14 protein-coding genes are annotated in these 16,260 nt (G+C 40.8%); 3 read left to right on the top strand and 11 right to left on the bottom strand.

Annotated features, from left to right (window positions below):
- Window positions 1-326: 326 nt before the first annotated feature.
- Together KYH19_RS07620 and KYH19_RS07625 are read left to right on the top strand one after the other, a co-directional pair.
- A complete protein-coding gene (locus KYH19_RS07620; RefSeq protein ID WP_193423263.1) occupies window positions 327-842 on the top strand; it encodes a hypothetical protein in 516 nt (171 codons plus the stop codon).
- 48 nt (window positions 843-890) lie between these two features.
- On the top strand, window positions 891-1,646 hold the full coding sequence (locus KYH19_RS07625; RefSeq protein WP_219078204.1) for a hypothetical protein: 756 nt from the start codon (window positions 891-893) through the stop codon (window positions 1,644-1,646).
- 668 nt (window positions 1,647-2,314) lie between these two features.
- Here the strand turns inward: KYH19_RS07625 and KYH19_RS07630 are convergent.
- Window positions 2,315-3,103, bottom strand: coding sequence for a M48 family metalloprotease (locus tag KYH19_RS07630; protein WP_132397111.1), 789 nt, complete (start codon window positions 3,101-3,103; stop codon window positions 2,315-2,317).
- A gap of 385 nt (window positions 3,104-3,488) precedes the next feature.
- On the opposite strand from KYH19_RS07630, the gene KYH19_RS07635 reads away from it, so the two are divergent.
- Window positions 3,489-4,019, top strand: coding sequence for a hypothetical protein (locus KYH19_RS07635; RefSeq protein ID WP_219078205.1), 531 nt, complete (start codon window positions 3,489-3,491; stop codon window positions 4,017-4,019).
- Between the two features lie 65 nt (window positions 4,020-4,084).
- Here the strand turns inward: KYH19_RS07635 and KYH19_RS07640 are convergent, their stop codons facing one another.
- The 10 genes from KYH19_RS07640 to KYH19_RS07685 all read right to left on the bottom strand — a co-directional run bounded on the left by KYH19_RS07640 (window position 4,085) and on the right by KYH19_RS07685 (window position 15,931).
- Entirely contained in the window at window positions 4,085-4,606 is a 522-nt protein-coding gene (locus KYH19_RS07640; protein WP_219078206.1) for a hypothetical protein, read from the bottom strand.
- A gap of 438 nt (window positions 4,607-5,044) precedes the next feature.
- A complete protein-coding gene (locus KYH19_RS07645) occupies window positions 5,045-6,604 on the bottom strand; it encodes a PepSY domain-containing protein (protein WP_219078207.1) in 1,560 nt (519 codons plus the stop codon).
- A gap of 461 nt (window positions 6,605-7,065) precedes the next feature.
- Complete coding sequence (locus KYH19_RS07650; protein ID WP_219078208.1) at window positions 7,066-8,280, bottom strand: DUF4374 domain-containing protein; 1,215 nt, start codon at window positions 8,278-8,280, stop codon at window positions 7,066-7,068.
- Window positions 8,281-8,325: 45 nt separating this feature from the next.
- Window positions 8,326-10,842, bottom strand: a complete 2,517-nt coding sequence (locus tag KYH19_RS07655) for a TonB-dependent receptor (protein WP_255562585.1) — start codon at window positions 10,840-10,842, stop codon at window positions 8,326-8,328.
- Between the two features lie 250 nt (window positions 10,843-11,092).
- Window positions 11,093-11,590 (bottom strand): Fur family transcriptional regulator, encoded by a 498-nt coding sequence (locus tag KYH19_RS07660; RefSeq protein WP_219078209.1) that lies wholly within the window; start codon window positions 11,588-11,590, stop codon window positions 11,093-11,095.
- A gap of 11 nt (window positions 11,591-11,601) precedes the next feature.
- Window positions 11,602-12,561: a cation diffusion facilitator family transporter gene (locus KYH19_RS07665; protein WP_219078210.1), complete on the bottom strand. Its 960-nt coding sequence runs from the start codon at window positions 12,559-12,561 to the stop codon at window positions 11,602-11,604.
- 14 nt (window positions 12,562-12,575) lie between these two features.
- The gene (locus KYH19_RS07670; protein ID WP_219078211.1) at window positions 12,576-13,442 is read right to left on the bottom strand and encodes an AraC family transcriptional regulator; all 867 of its coding nucleotides are present in this window, start codon (window positions 13,440-13,442) and stop codon (window positions 12,576-12,578) included.
- 101 nt (window positions 13,443-13,543) lie between these two features.
- Window positions 13,544-13,966 (bottom strand): hypothetical protein, encoded by a 423-nt coding sequence (locus KYH19_RS07675; RefSeq protein WP_193423283.1) that lies wholly within the window; start codon window positions 13,964-13,966, stop codon window positions 13,544-13,546.
- Window positions 13,967-14,096: 130 nt separating this feature from the next.
- Window positions 14,097-14,969: a helix-turn-helix transcriptional regulator gene (locus KYH19_RS07680; protein WP_255562586.1), complete on the bottom strand. Its 873-nt coding sequence runs from the start codon at window positions 14,967-14,969 to the stop codon at window positions 14,097-14,099.
- Window positions 14,970-15,067: 98 nt separating this feature from the next.
- Entirely contained in the window at window positions 15,068-15,931 is an 864-nt protein-coding gene (locus KYH19_RS07685) for an AraC family transcriptional regulator (protein ID WP_132397089.1), read from the bottom strand.
- Between the last annotated feature and the right edge of the window lie 329 nt (window positions 15,932-16,260).

Below are 16,260 nucleotides of genomic sequence, written 5' to 3' on the forward strand. Positions count from 1 at the left end.
TATTAAAGATACCTACAGAGCCAATCTGTGGAAATTTCCATTCGGCACCTGAATTTTGGCTGTCAATGGTGGTCACGCGGGGGGGAAGCCGAAAGTAAGAGCGCATCCATCTTAACAAAGATTAACTGTGGAGGACTTATTTTTCCAATTGGGAATTAATTTTCATTACAGCTTGTTTTATTGCGATTCCATACCAAACATTTCGAATATAATTTGTTTATTCGTTTATGTACAATAACCTGATACCGGCGACGCGAAATTATTACTTTTCTTTACTATTACTTATTTTCGTGAGTTCACAAGCTATAGGGCAGCCTCCTCCTAAAATGAAGGTTGACGTTCCGGCTAGTTTAAAATCTTTTATCCCACGAGGATACGAAGCTCTCGACCTTTCTACGGGCGATTTAAACGGCGATGCATATCCTGACGCGGTATTGATACTTTACAAAAAAGGCGAAGAAAAAACATCAGATGTGATCTCTCATCCTGAGAAACGACCACTTCTACTGATGATTGGCCAGGCAAATAAAACCTATAAAATTGCTGCCCGAAGCGATAATGCTGTATATTGTTTCGACTGCGGCGGACAAATGGGCGATCCGTTTATGGGAGTAACCATCAAGAATGGTTATTTTTCCGTAGAACATTATGGCGGCAGTGGCTGGCGATGGACCCGCATTGTGACCTTCAAATATTCGCCAGCAGATAAAAACTGGTTCCTTCATAAAGATGGTGGGGAGCGATTTCAGGCCATTAGTCATGAAGAGGTGAAAACTACAGTTAAAACCGTTAAAAACTTTGGCAAAGTTCCGTTTCAAAAATTTGATATTTATAAAGAATAAACCAGCTAAAATGAAGATGATCAATCAAGCCATGCGTTATACGCTACTATGTACAATAGCTACGCTGCTTTTTATCAGCGGAACACATGCACAACCAGCCGGCACTACCAAATTTATCCTAACATTAAGGTCTACAATTTATCAGCTTTATGGCAGAGTGATAAACTTTTGCTGCTTAGCCTGAACAAATATGAACCCTTCCCTCAACCATTGGGGATTATTGGAAAAAACTATCAACGGTTTTATATCCATTATACTTCAGTAATCAAAGACGCTGGTAATCCTTATCAGTACAAGGTGCAGGGAAAAACAAGGGTAGGTACCCAGGTTAGACCATTTACCGGCACGATCAAAATTTTGCAGGCTGGTATTTACAAATCCGGAAATGCCTACGCACCCGAAACCTATAAAGGCTATAAGCGTGGCCAGATGATTTGTAATTTAACAATCAATGAAGATAGTAAAATACCTGGAAGTGGAACCATAGCTGGGAATCTGACCACAAATTTTTGTTTGAATGCTAAAAATCAACTTCTTTACGATACATTGGATTTTGGGAGCGATGGTTATGGCAACAATCAGTTCAGCGGCAATTGGATCGCAAATGGCAGTAAACAATCGCAAAAGCTGCAATTCGGTGATATTACCATCTATGATTCTCCGTTTAGCGATATTGATGGCATCACGGTTCCGCCACAATATGAAAAGTATGGCTGGCAGAATTATGTAAGCGCAATCTCTAATGATAATCGCCCGGCCAGTAAAGCGGCTATAACTGAAGAAAAACGACAGTGGTGGAAGTAACTGTGCCATTTCTCAATATGTTTAGTTTGAAAGTTTTAGAACGCCATCATACGTGTATTCATTAGCCATCAAATGGCTAAAGATATCAAAGCAGTCCAATGCCCGAAGTGTGGCAGTGTAAACAAAAATAAACAGCTGCTGCCAACTTATAGTGCATATCCCAGCTGCAATGAAAGCGAGTGCGGATCAATCAGCTATATAACAATTCGCAGCGGCGTAATAGGATGAGTTTTGGGATCACTAGAAAAAAAGCTGGCAAACCTTAGGTTTGCCAGCTTTAAATTGCCATTAAGAGTACCCATCAGGTCTGTGGCATGAAAAAAATAGGAATGACATCCTGTATGCGCTTTCTAACTTATTAGGTTTAAGATTTTGCATCCTGTAAAACTCATTGAGCTAAGATGTCTAAGGTGGTCGTAGAATTAAAGACTACGCTGTTTAATTAACCACCTTAGACACCTAAGAACAGCTAATTCATTAAATAATCCTATAGGCTTTCACACCGTATAAGAAATATAAGCTTATATGGTCCTTAAATGTCTTATATGGTCAAAAAAAATAATACTGAATATCAGTTGCTTACATAAATGTCATTATAAGCAGAAGTATTTTTTAATTAGCAGAATTTTAAAGCGCGTAACTAAAAAACACGACTTATCACTGTGTATCTATCCTGCTAAACCATCTTTTTTAGCTCTTGCAAGCACTTTTGCAGCACGGTCGGCGCTATCCGGATGTGAGCTTAGCATCTTTTCTGAATTGCTCTTTTTGGTACCTGAAGAACTTTCCATTTCAGCAAATTTATTAAAGGCACTGGCCAGGGCTGTTACCTTATAGTTGTGTTTCTTCATGAAATTGTATGCATACTCATCGGCTTCACTTTCTTGTTTACGGCTATATTTGCTATCTAAAATCGCGGTAGCAAAACTTCCTAACTGACTTTCTGATAAGCTGTTAATTGCGCCGGATTGCGAGGCTGCAGCGTCCATCATTGCTTCTCTTTTATAAGCACTTTTCACTGCATCACGAGAATCTTTATTGGCAACATGTCCAATTTCGTGACCGATAATTCCTAACAATTCGTCGTCGGTCATGATATCCATCAATGATGAAAATACGCGTACACTACCATCTGCACATGCGAAAGCGTTGATATCTTTTACTTTATACACTTTAAAATTGAGCGCCAATCCACCTTCATTCTTGTGTTTGGCGAATATTTTTTTAAGTCTAATGGTATATGGATCTTTTTCCGACGCTACAGTATTGTGCGTATCCATGTAACCCACTGCTTCTTTAGCAAGCCTTGATGCGTCTGCATCTGAGAAAGTTGCGGCCTTTACGCCCTTTTCAAGCGCACCAATACCTTTGGAATTTAATTTAATTTGTGCCGATGCAAATGATACGGAGCCAAGCAACAATGCGCTAAGTGCTAAATGGGTAATTTTGTTTTTCATAATGATTTCGTTTATATCAGATATGATAGGATAACAGCAACATGGTTTAAATGTTTGAGTTGTAGTTCGTAATCATTATTAAAAAGCCAAGGAAAAGGATAAAATTTTAAAACGGTTTAGCTGCTGGTTAAATTTTTTTTTGGAAATTGAAAATATTTCCATGGTTTTGGTTCAGCCTTTCAGTAAATTTTGTAGTATGGCGATCGCCAGTGAGGCGTTGATTGTGATGGATTTGATTAACCACAAAAAGTAAAACAGCACTTTCTATACGATTAAATAGGGTAGGTACAGGTTTTTAAGAAAATAGGTCGACAGCTTTTATTGACAACGTTGAGATGGTGTAAAATTAATTAAATCATTTTTGGGCTTAATCTGTTTTAAATTCATGAAGAGGGTATTTTTAATCAGCGCAGCAAGTTTGATCATATTGAGCAGCTGCAGGGAAAAAACGGTGAGTCAGGATGCAATTCAGGCTCCTGCAAGTTCATTTTTTGCAACAAGTTACAGCGATCATAACGCCGAACACCCATCCGAGCAAAAAGCTGAATCTACCGATGCGGCAATTCCATCAACCTGGGTCGGCAAATATTCTGCCTATTTTAGTTACGGCGATATCGCCGGGCAAAACGCAGGCTGGGAATTAGACATCAGGATCACAAACAAAAAGATTACTGCGGAAGGAAACGGTTTCCAAATGGCGTTTTTTGATGAATTAAGGGCTACGGCAAAGGGTTCTAAACTAATTTTAACTCATCTTAAAAATGTATCTGGCTATCAAACAGGTAAAAGCATGAACCCCGAATTTATTTTAATCAAAGATCATGGTCAATTTTATGTCCAGTCAGAATGGATAGATGGAGATGTGAAAGCAAAACCAGGACGATTTGGTCATAAAATCGATAAAACTGGTTTATAACCTATGAGCTGTAGTGATCCTACGAAGGAAATGCCATCTACAAGGTGATAAATTTGCAGTCTCCATTATTTACTCACTAACATACTATTTTTAAAAACCTTGGCCCATTTTTCTACGAACAGCACGCTCAGTGCGGGTTGCTTCACCGCTACGAAATTGGAGTATAAAGCACTTTTACCCTGAATGATGTAATAGAGTTGCGACTCGGGGATTGCGCTATTGTTGAACTTTGGCGACTCGATGCGGAACAATATCCAGGGTGAACCCGATTTGGTTCCCTTTTCAATCATTTTGAGCTTTGCATTAGGGGCATTTTTTAGGGTTCGGTTATAGGTCGCGTTCATGGCCTGTTCTACCGAAACGGATGTAGACCCCATCAACGACAGCATGGTGCCGATGATGGTCCAGTTTTTAAAAGACTCATTCCCAGCTAACAGTTCAACCATACGCGTATTTCCACTTTTTTGGTCAGAACCTATTTTCCATTTGTACTCACCCGGCCATGCTATTTGTAAGTTTTCCTGTGCCTGGGCAGCGTTAACTATACCAGTTAAAACTAAACAGACAATAATGAATTGCTTTCCCATAATTACTTGTGTTTTATTGAATAACATTTTTATTATCATTTAGTGTTAAATTATTCACACACATGATGCTACTTCGTCTTTTTAAAATTAATCAACGATGGAATAAAAAAGCAAAACAGCCTGGCCGCTTTCGACTTCATACCCGTTTTGCCTTAACACCGAATCACTCACCAATTTTTGTGAATTCGTGCGAATTTTGGTAATTCCCTAAAAGTATAAACCCCTGCTAATCGTGCGATTGCAGGGGTTTATACGTTTTGATAGTCTTTGTTGTAATCCCGCTGGGATAATATCTTAATATTCCAATCCTTAGCCAGCGCAAGTAGTTGTCATGCAAACCGAGGCTAAAAAATTTTCAAGCCATTTAAAGTTCATTGCATTATTTAATATGGTTTTCCGAAAGCTTGAGGTGAAGTGTTACCACATTGGAGAATAATCTTAAAATTCAGTAATGCCACATTTATACAGAACAAAGAACAGCGATAAGCATACTACTGAAATTGAGAGCGACAATGCAAAGTACCTTACTGATCCAAATATGTCAAGCCTGGAGCGAAATGACACTATTCCTTTCGCCGACAATACCAGTATCAACGTAATTAAAGCCACTGCAAAATTCAGCATTACAATGCTGGTTACCAGGTAAAATGTTAATAAGGCAGGTTCGATAATCACTTTGGAGGGCAGGCCGTATATCGCTCCGGTAACCAGGCTGATTAGCGCAATCCATAAACCGTACCCACCACCCTGTTTGCTTGCCTTAAACCATGTTTGTCTGTAGGATTTTATTGTAGGAACTTCTCTATGCACTGATTCCTTAAGCGGGCCGGTAGTTGTTCCTGAAAAATTCTTAGGCTTTTGTTTATTATACCTCGGCCACCAAATTATCAGGCCGGAGATCATTAAAAGTAACGGCGAGAGTCCACCCACAAAAGCGAATATCTTGGTTGGCATACCACCGAAATTACCATAATGAAGGGGTTGTACCCATCCCAGATAGGCTTTGCCTATTTGCTGGAAATCCTTTCGGCTATTGAAAAGTATTTTCCCCGAATACTGATCAATCAGTACGGCATCTCTTTTAGCCCATCCAATCTTACTTCTGGCATGCATCTGGAGGGCAAATGAACCTGCTGATTCAGTGGGAAGAAATACTGAGATTACCCGTGCATCTGGCATTTCTTTAGTTGCACGATAAAGTATATCCTTAAGCGGCAACGGTGCGATTCCTTTGATGTAGTGAGATTTGGTTTGGATGAGCTTTTTTATAACGCCCAGGTCCTCGCCGCCCACTTTCATCAGTACGGGTGCCCCTAAAATACCCAGGTTCATGCAAAACCCGGTCAAACACAGTACAATTACAAATGGTGCGGTATAAAATCCTATGGCATTGTGCCAGTCGTAATTTTGCCTTTTCCAACTGCTTTTAAACCTGACGGTTAGCACCGATTTAAGCTGTTTCCATTTTTGAGGAATCCAGAGACGCAGACCTGAAATAGTCAGTATAAGCAGCACTAATGTAGAGAGTCCGACAATGATTTTTCCAGGTAAGGAAAGCATCAGGTTCGCATGCAGCTCATTTAGTATCTTCACAAAGGAACTCCGATAAATTCTTTTACCGCATAGCTTCCCGCTATATGGATCGATAAAAGCTTCAATCGCCTCACCGGGTTTCCCCTTAGCAGAAAGCATAACGATATAGGCATCACACAGGTCATCTTTTTCACTTAGACTGATACTGGAAATTTGCCTCGCAGGGTAGCTACGTTTCATTATATCAAAAACCTCATGGAAAGCCAGCTTTGGCTTTCCTTCCAGAGTGCGGAAGAGGCCAGGATTTAAGGCACGGTCTATCTCATCCTGAAATACCAGTAAAGACCCGGTTGCAGCGATAAATGACACGACAATACCCGCGATAATCCCCAGGTAGGTATGCCATTTACCAAACCACCTTTTTTGGTGTTTTGCCCACCGTATAGTATCTATCTTTTTTTTCAATGTGATCTGTTTACTTCAATGAATAACTTTTAATAGCTTATTTTAGAAATGGCGCTAAAAAGTACGACACCTTTTATTTCCGCTTCTTTCTTTGCCGATATAGAAAACACCATACGCATGAATGGTATATACTAGTTCTATTAAGCCGTTTTCGTTGCTGCCCATGCTAATTCTCCTTTTTGTAATAAAATAATTGCTCATTTTAGTTACTCATTCATTATAGAAAAAGAGAAAATCTCCTTGCCTGTATTCCCTTTTTTTTTTTGACCGTTTCCAATGCGCCAAATCCGGTACCACGATGGGCTAGCCTTTATGTGACTTCCCTTGTAACTGCCGGGTGTGAAATTCTTTTTTTCCGTTTTCGTTTTTGCAATGGAAAAAATACAACCCTAAAAAAAAGCTAACCAGGCCAAACTTACTGTCCTGGATACTTTTTTCATCTGCTGCATATAATTTACGCCCTAATAGGTAAGTTTATTAATGGCATAAATATCCGCTGCGCCATTTACCACAAGTCCTTTTGTTATTGTAGCGTTGGAACCGTTAACCTGATAGATAGCGATCTGTCCGGTTGCATCTTTTATCGGGATATTAACGGTATTCTTGTCACCTTCTACGTAAGTGGGTGTAGAGAAAAGGGATGGCGTATAAATTGGCGAATTGGCAACCCAGGTTACCGTTTTTGCGGCCACATCCAATATAGCGAGCTTTACCGTACCTGTTGATGCTCCTGCTTCAGCATACATTTCAGCAAGGAAACGAGTACCGCCTACGTAAGTACTCCTGGCGTATTTATGGCCACCAGAAGCTGTTTCTATATCGAAGAAATAACTCTGGTCAAACTCTTGCGAATTGGTATTTATTTTCAGTCCGGCTGAATGTTTGGTAGAACCTGTTACTGCGGTGGAAAAGGCATAGACCTCGCCATTGTCAATCTTGTTAAGCCCATTCTGTCCAGAATAAGAACCAATGTAACTTGTGCGGTTATCCTTGAAGACCTTTTCAAGCACCATGGAAGGATAGCTGAACACGGCAACCCAGCTATTGTCAAGGTAATTGGAACCAAAAGTATTGTCGGTAGTTCCTTTAATGCTCATAAAAGGAGCATATATTTTATTGCCAATTTGTACTAAATGAGTAAAGTAAGCCAGTTCACCATTGTTTGCTACTGTTGTCAGGTTTACGCTGCCTGTACTTTTTATCTGGGGATTTACTGCATTGACTACCGTAAAGGTAGCCGTTGGGCTGTTAATATCTCTGGGTATATTTGCAAACAATATATCGTCGTTATTCACAGTTGCCATAGCATGGCTTGTCATCATGTTGAGGGTGGTTCCCTGTACAATATGTCCTTGATTATTAAGATTAAAAGCTGTTAACGGCCCCTGATTGCTAAACCCGTAAACCTGGCCGAACAGCGTGTTGTTTTGGACAATATAACCGTAGTCGTCTGTCTCTGTACCATTGCCGGTCGTTGAGGTGGTACCCTTTGAAAGATGATCAGCAGTGAGCAGATAAGTGGTGGCGCCTCCGGCAGTTGTCGTTACGGCCAGTACATATTTAGCATTGCCAACCGGTTCGGGACCTGGTGAAGTGTTGTCATCATTTTTACTGCACCCGGTCATAGCCAGGCCAAGGAATAATCCTGCAAGCAGGAGAAAATTAAATCTATTCATATTATTTGATATTTATGGATTAAAAAATTTGATAAAATGCTTTCGTTATTTTTGATTTCCGGCAATAAAATACCGCAACTTGACATTGAATGACCTGCCCGGTTTTTGCAGGCTGAAATTGTCGTAGATTTTTGCATCAAGTAGGTTTCTGCATTCCAACCCGATGTTATACCGTCCGTCTTTTATGCTAAACACAGCATTAACATCGTGCTGGAATTGTTCAGGAATATTCAGCTTGCTACCTGTTGACCCCTGGCTGGGCCAGTTCAGGTAATATTCATGTACATAGGTCAGGTTGTAACCAATATTCAGTACATTGGTGGCACTCCCCAGCCCTTTGATGGAATATTGCGCATTCGCATTTCCATAGAGATAGGGCATATTGGGTATTCTATCCTTGTATATCTGGCTAACCTGTGTCTCATTAGCTTCATATTTTGTCTGGTTAATGATGTTCTGCCAGGTCATGTTCACCCCCACAACCAGGGCATCCTTAAATGTGTACCGGATTTCTCCATCAATCCCCGTCGTCCTTACATCCTGTTGGTTAAGCATCTGTATCATGGCAACACCACCTACGGAGGTCAGGTTTGGGCGGATAAAATCCTTCGAGTTGCGATAAATGAAATTGGACTCTATATGGAGCTTATGCGCTTTAACAGCTATAAACTGATAGGCCAGCCCCAGGTTCGCATTTTCAGAACTTTCCGGTCGAAGCGAAAAGTTTTCAATCCTGTCTATGGTCGGATTACCGAATAGCTCATCGTTTTCGGGCAAACGGTAAGTCTTTTCGTAAGAAGCTTTAGCCTGTAAGCCGGTATTCAAAAAATAGGAAGCCGCTGCTCCATAGCCGGTTTTATTTACGGATTTTTGTTGTTCGGTGTAAGTGGGGAGCGTACCCCAGGGCGCATTCGGCGGTGTATAGGTTTGGAATGCGGTTGTGGATTGGTTGTAATTTTTCAGGAATACGGAAGCATTGAAACGTTCATTCATGTCGTAACGGTAGCCCAGGCCCAAAATGTTTTTAAAGTTTTCTCTCGGTTGCATGTTCAGTTTATTGTCTGGGTCCAACTCGTCCTTTCCTTTTCGGTTGAAGCCCAAAAAGGTGTTATTCAGTGCTAAGGAATGTTTGCCTAAAAATTTATAGCCAAGATTGGCGGTAACATTGGCATTGTTGTTTTTATACTTGTACAAAGTTCGCCTGAGTTCGCCTCCAACTGCATCGGGGTCTGTAGACTTATCTCTGGATTCCCCCAGCCAGTTATATTGCTTAAAAACGGTATCTACCAATTGTTCATGGCCAACATTGTAATTTGCGTTGAGGCTCAGGTTAAGGTCTTTTATGAAAAGGTTGTTTTTAAGGTATTTTAAGGAGGGCATAATGATATTGCCGTTCCGTTTCCGCGCACCATACACGTCGAACATCCGGTTACCTGTCTGTATATCGGCTTTGTTTTGGCCAAGGGTAATACCCAAAAGGAGCTTGTCGGCATATCGTTTTCCCATAACACCTATGTTGGCAATGACGGTCTCATTCCTGTAGGTATCGTGGAAGCGGCTTACCCGCATGGGCGTGTAAACCCCGGTGGTCAGGTTAGCTACGTCCACATCCACCTTATAATTATTGTCTGAATAATTCTGAAAGGCATTCACCTGCACGGTAAAGCCCGATTTGGCAGTATATCCCGCATTAACGGTTGACTTGTGCGTGTTAAACGAACCATAGGAATAGGATACATCGAGGTAATCCCTTTTGTTGGGGTTAGTTACAATGTTAATAGCGCCACCAAGTGCATCGGCACCCAGCCATACCGGAACGACCCCTTTATACACCTCTATCCGGTCTGCCATATTGATAGGGATATTGTTCATCTGGAGGGATGTTCCGAAGTTGTCCATAGGGATGCCGTCCAGAAAGAATTTGACCTGGTTTCCGGTAAAACCGTTAAGGGAAAAATTAAAAGCTGAGCCAAGCCCGCCGCTTTCCCTTATCCTTACGCCGGAAACTTTGTTCAGCGCCTGGTTCAAGTCATAAGTGGTATTATGAAGTTTGCGTGCATCAATGGCGGCTACGTTATAGGCCTGTTGCCTCACTTCTGCAGCCTGCGTTTTGCCAGCTACGGTTACCGATTCCAGAACAGTAGATATTTCGGTTAGTTTTACCTCTACTTTTATGGATTGTCCGGCCGAAAGGCTTATTTTTTGACTATGTGGCTTATAACCCAATCCATTGAACAGGAATTCATAATTGCCGGGTTTCAGATTGTTCAGCTCAAAAGTTCCATCTTCTTTCGACAGGGTTCTTACCTCATTACCCTTAATCCTTATGTTGATACCCGAAACTGCTTCTCCCGAAATGCCGGTTATTTTTCCCGTAATGGAAGTTTTGTTTTGTGCCACAGCATATTGTGCTGTAAACAACATGGACAGCGTAAAGAACAGTATTATGCTGTTTATTTTCTTAGCGCAATTTTTCCCCCGGACAGTATGATTATAAAATACACTATTTTCTATTGTGCGTTCTATGATGATGATACCTTGCATTTTTTGTATATTCCACATGATGATTAGAAATGGTAAAGTTTTTACAACTGCTTTTGTATTTATTTAGACTCAATATAAATACGGTGCAAATGTATGGCTCTACTTTTCTTTTTTAATCTCACCAATCACGGGATAAGTAGGACAAATGGCAGTTGTTTCTTATAGAAAACAAAGCACGAGGAGGGATAGAACACCGTAAAGCGAACTAATACGAGGTTCTTAAAGCCCTGAAAGATGTGTAGTAAAGTTAAAAAATCGCAATTTCAGACTACGTCAAAGGCATTTTCAGTTCTCTTCTTTTTTTATCGCAGAAGCCATTTGCATGGTTCATACATTTACCAAAAATATTAAGAACCTGTTGTTGTATCTCAAACCCAAACCGGGGCACCTGTTTTTCTTCGGCACTTAAGCGGGGAAACTCCTCATTAATATCCACTACCTCATGGCAATCAAGACAAACAATGTGGCAATGCGCTCCTTTTTTTGTCGCATGTTCGTATTCAGCCATATTTTTGTTGAAATGCAACTCCACGATCAGGTTACAGGCAACCAGGATTTCGAGTGTATTGTATATGGTTGCCCTACTTACCCTGTATTTTTTGTTTATCATGTCGATGTAGAGTATTTCTGCATCAAAACGTTTGTTGAAATAATAGATCGCTTCCAGTATTGAAAAACGTTCAGGGGTTTTCCGATAGTTGTTCTTCATTAAATATGCCTCCAGGATTTCCCTCATTTCTGCCAATGTTTTTTCCCCTGTATTCATGCGATATATTTTTAGCAGTGTATCAAGGCACACGATTCTCCTTCAAATTCAAATTGTAGGGTGGGATGATGTATCTCTAAATGGGAAAGTACATGATATGCCTCATTTCTTACCTTACGCAGGTCTTCCATATTCGCGTCGCTATTCAGTACCAAATGAGTAGTCAGCACATTGTACTCGCCGTCCATTGTCCAGGCGTGCAGGTCATGTATATTGGTTATACCTGGTATTTTAAGCAATGCGGCCTTTATTTCCATGTCGTTAAAATTGTCGGGTTTTACCTGCAACAGTATTTTTAGCGTTTGCATGATGTTTCGTAGGGTATTGTAGAGGATAAAGACAGCCACGCCTACAGACAGTAAAGGATCTATCCACATCCAGGAGGTAAAATACATGATAAACCCGCCGACCAGTACAACAATCCATCCCAGCGCATCTTCCATCAAATGCATCATTACGGCTCTTTGGTTAACGGATTTGCTCTTGCCTTTGAACAGTCTGAAAAATGCCAGCCCGTTGAATATCACACCGATTACCGCCAGCCATAGTACGCCTTCCGTATTTACACTTTCCGGACGGAAGAAACGGGGAATGGCCTGCGTGAGGATAACTACCGAACCGGCAATCAGTATGAGAGAGGTAAAAAACGCGGCCAATACCGAAAGCCGCCTTTTTCCGTAGGTGAACAGTTGGGTTCTTCCACCTGTCGATTTCTTTTCCAGCACCAATGAGCATACGATGGCAATACTGTCGCCCAGGTCGTGGATAGCATCAGATAATATAGCCATCGAATTCGTCATTATTCCCCCGACAAACTCAATGATGGTAAATGATACATTGAGCAGTAAAGCAATGCGCATGTTCTTAACAATGGGGTGTACATGCATGCCTCCTGCGTGATGGTGATGGTCATCTTCGTGTCCATGTTCGTGACTGTGGCTATGCTCGTGGTTGTGTGCTGTTTCTTTCATGATTTTTATATTTACTATTTTGTCCTGTTTATTTCCTGTTTCCGAAAGGCTCCTGGCGAAATCCCGGCAACCTTGCTGAACAGGCGGTTGAAATACTTATAGTCCTCATATCCCAGCGAAACTGCGATTTCTTTCACGCTGAAATGGGAATGGTACAATAACCGTTGTGCCTCCCGTAGCACTTCCTGCTGTATAAGGTAGGTCAACGAAAAACCTGTCACAGCTTTTACCGTGTCATTCAGGTGGCTTACCGAAAGGTTCAAAATTTCGGCATAGTCGCCGGGACGCTTTAATGCCTTGAATTGTTGTTTCAACACCTGTTTAAACTTTTTGGCAATATAGATGCTGTTTGCGGAATGATGTAACGTAAAGCGCTGTTCCCTTCCCTGGTAAACGAAAGCCACCTGCTGTATAAAAGCAGTTGCCAGCGTAACCTGTGCCTGGGAATTAATGACCATACCAAGGTCTTTTGAAGCAGTACCTGCTATTAATACCAGGATGTTTTTAAACCATCTCGATTCTCCGGGCCCTAGCTCCAGGTTGATGACTTCTGAAAGCGATTGTTGCCATATTGAACTTACGGTATCATCCACGAGCTTGTTGTCTATAGCAAGCACCCAGCCCGTAACACCCGTTGATTTTACCAACTGGTGTACCTGCCCGGGATAGGAAACGAAGAGCGAGTTTTTACGGATAATGGTTTTTCTGAAATCAACTGAGTTCTCTATAGAACCCTTTTCTACCAGTATGCAAATATAATGTTCATGCCGGTGCGGTTCATGAAAATCTGAGGGCGTATTAATGATACCGTCGTCTATCGGCTCTATTCGGATTCCACTGCCGTCATGGTCGTGTTTCGGTATAGTTGGTGAATTTTTCATCTTCAATTCCTTCGTTATCGTCCTCACTGGCATTTAGGAAATCATAAAAGTCTTCATCGCATTGGGTGCCCATTTTGCTGCTCTTTCCATTTAAACAAAAGTTATATTGCTTCCGTTTTGCCAGTAGAAACTTCCCCTAATATTTGTTCGGCCTTTTCAATTGCTTTTTCTTTTGTTTCGGCAAAAAGAAGTGGATTCCCCCAAAATTTCTCATATACATTTGAAAAAAGTCTCATACCCATACGCTTTACGATGCTCGGCTCTACCTGTATGGTCGCCTTTGTATATTTGAGTTCTTCCTTATGGATTTTCCTCCAGGCATTTACCTGTTTGGTTTCCTCCCTTGAAGGTTTGTGCTTTTCTTTGGGTGTCTCGCCGGTGCTGATCATCACAAAAGGTTTTTTCCGCTCGAAAAGGCTGGTAAATGCCGCAATGCCATTCTCGTGGCCATGGGCTTCATCTACTGAGTGGCTGTGCTGAAAGTTCACAAAAACAACCGGAAATTTTGAATCGTCTATAATCATAATTTTATAATCTCTAACTGATTACAAATTTAGAATGAATATAAATAGCAAAGGTAGACGAAACGGTGTTTGTATTGGACGAATGGCGGTTTTGCACAAAATGTATCTCGTGGAGAACGCTATTTATGCCCTAATGAGTTATTTTATTTCGAAAGGCCGAAGCCGTTGTTCCGGTTATCCTGGCAAAAATCCGGCAAAAGTAGGGGTAATCATCGTAACCCAATTCGGTCGCGATTTCTTTAACCGATTTATCGGAATAAAACAGCAATCGTTTGGCTTCTAAAATGATGCGTTGGTGGATATGGTGGGAGACAGGTAACCCTGTGGCGTTGCGGACACATTCATTAAGGTAAGATGTAGAGATATTCAGGGCGTCAGCATAATCCGAGGGTTGTTTAATCAGGATAAAATCTCGTTCCAGTAATAGTTTAAATTTTTTGGTAAGGATCTCATAGCGTGAAAGGTTGTCTGTACTTTCTATTTGCTCCAGATACTGTGAAACGATCAAACCTACAAAAGCATTACAGCAATCTTTTAGTACGGAAGCAAATAATTTATCTGTTTTCCGTTCAAAAATACTTTTACATAAAATGATGGCTCGGTCTAAAATTGTATAAATAGCGGATTTTACCGGTAATGACCTTGCATGTAGAATAACTTGTTCCAATTTTCTTAAATAATCGGGATTCAGGTTCTCACTATTCATTCCAAGAAGAAAAACGTCCGCTTTTTCAATCTTTATGATGCGATGAATCTGGCTGGGATGAATGTAAAGTACTGCAGGCGCTTTTATTTCATAACGCTCAAAATCGATTTCAATATGAAAAGTTCCTTTCCGTACTAATGAAAAGATATGATAATCATGCCTGTGTGCATGTTCTGTTTCATTAAGGGCATTTAAATTTTCAGGCGTTACTTGTTTAACAACAAAATCTTGCTGATATTCTTTGGACAAAGAATGGATAGGGATGGATGTTGTCTTTTTACTCATTTTTTTAATCACTACACAAAGATAGTTTTTCGGAAAGCGAGTTAACCTGATTTAGAAATAATTTGAATTACATTAAATGGGAAAATCTTAATAAGCATACCGATGCATATCTATTGAACGGAGCTCCCCCGAAAGGAACCCGGCGATTGTCCGGATGTCTTATTGAAGACACGATGAAAATAGCTATAGTCGTTGAATCCCAATCGGTCTGCGACTTCTTTTAAGGGTAGGTTCGAATAGACCATTAGCCTCTGGGCTTCCTTGATCACCTCGCTATGTATTAAATCCGTTACTGAAAATCCAGTCACTCTTTTTACCACATCATTGAGATAACCGGTGGTGATGTTCATTTCAGAGGCAAATTCGGATGGCTTTTTCATGACAGTATCCCGTCGTAACAGTTGCCAAAATGTTTTGGCAATTTCTATATGTCGTGGTGAATACTTAATGAGCTCCTTGTTTTCCTTTAACGCATATACCGAGGAAATCTGATAAACATAAGCCATCAGCAAAGCCTGTATAGTCTGCTTTCTAAAAATATCTGTTCTTCCATCATGATAGACCGTATCCATAGTACCAAGCATATTTCTTATTAGTGCTGCCTGACTGGTGGACAGATCCATTGGTATCGTTTCGGCCAGGAATTGATCGAGTAATGTCCTGGCTTTTTCACTGATAAGCGCATGCTCAAAAAAGAGCACCCATCCCAGGCACTCTTTTCTTGACACGAACTGAAGTACCTGTCCAGGATAAGATAGGAATAAAGTATTTGCCTTGAGGGTCACTTTGTTGAAATCGATCAGAAATTCCATCTCTCCGCTTTCGAGCAGGATACAGAAATAATGGCCATGTCTATGCGGAAGCGAAATGTCGTGTGGTGTCACTAAAGATTCTTCAGGTTCAATTTTCACGATGTTCATTCCTGAAACAGATTCGGTGACCGAATGGGTCGGAATCTTCTTGTTTTTAGCCATTTCTATTGATCTTAATTGTCTGTGACAAATGCTGATTTTGTGAATACGCAAATATACTTTATGATGGGGATCTTTCCGTCAGTAATAACCCGTTTTTATTGGGAGCCAGGGCGCTGGATAGTAGTGGTGCCCGGTGCTATAAAGCGCTACCTAATCTTCCATTCTGTTATGCCTCCAGGCAATGTAAATGCCTGGAGGTTCGTTCCAGGGAACCATTAAATATAACGATACCCATTTTGTGGTATTTTCACTCCTAATAATTTATTGCTTCCTGTTAATGCTTTTTCTGCTATAGACCGTTCTTTTGGTTTTAAATGGCATCCGTATTA

The sequence above is a fragment of the Pedobacter sp. D749 genome (genome assembly GCF_019317285.1).
Lineage (GTDB): Bacteria > Bacteroidota > Bacteroidia > Sphingobacteriales > Sphingobacteriaceae > Pedobacter.

Bases quoted from the DNA above. Each gene is read 5' to 3' on its own strand.
- KYH19_RS07640 (WP_219078206.1), bottom strand. From the start codon at position 4,606: ATGGGAAAGCAATTCATTATTGTCTGTTTAGTTTTAACTGGTATAGTT.
- KYH19_RS07675 (WP_193423283.1), bottom strand. From the start codon at position 13,966: ATGATTATAGACGATTCAAAATTTCCGGTTGTTTTTGTGAACTTTCAG.
- KYH19_RS07660 (WP_219078209.1), bottom strand. From the start codon at position 11,590: ATGAATACAGGGGAAAAAACATTGGCAGAAATGAGGGAAATCCTGGAG.
- KYH19_RS07635 (WP_219078205.1), top strand. From the start codon at position 3,489: ATGAAGAGGGTATTTTTAATCAGCGCAGCAAGTTTGATCATATTGAGC.
- KYH19_RS07685 (WP_132397089.1), bottom strand. From the start codon at position 15,931: ATGGCTAAAAACAAGAAGATTCCGACCCATTCGGTCACCGAATCTGTT.
- KYH19_RS07620 (WP_193423263.1), top strand. From the start codon at position 327: ATGAAGGTTGACGTTCCGGCTAGTTTAAAATCTTTTATCCCACGAGGA.
- KYH19_RS07655 (WP_255562585.1), bottom strand. From the start codon at position 10,842: ATGTGGAATATACAAAAAATGCAAGGTATCATCATCATAGAACGCACA.
- KYH19_RS07665 (WP_219078210.1), bottom strand. From the start codon at position 12,561: ATGAAAGAAACAGCACACAACCACGAGCATAGCCACAGTCACGAACAT.
- KYH19_RS07670 (WP_219078211.1), bottom strand. From the start codon at position 13,442: ATGAAAAATTCACCAACTATACCGAAACACGACCATGACGGCAGTGGA.
- KYH19_RS07625 (WP_219078204.1), top strand. From the start codon at position 891: ATGTACAATAGCTACGCTGCTTTTTATCAGCGGAACACATGCACAACC.
- KYH19_RS07630 (WP_132397111.1), bottom strand. From the start codon at position 3,103: ATGAAAAACAAAATTACCCATTTAGCACTTAGCGCATTGTTGCTTGGC.
- KYH19_RS07650 (WP_219078208.1), bottom strand. From the start codon at position 8,280: ATGAATAGATTTAATTTTCTCCTGCTTGCAGGATTATTCCTTGGCCTG.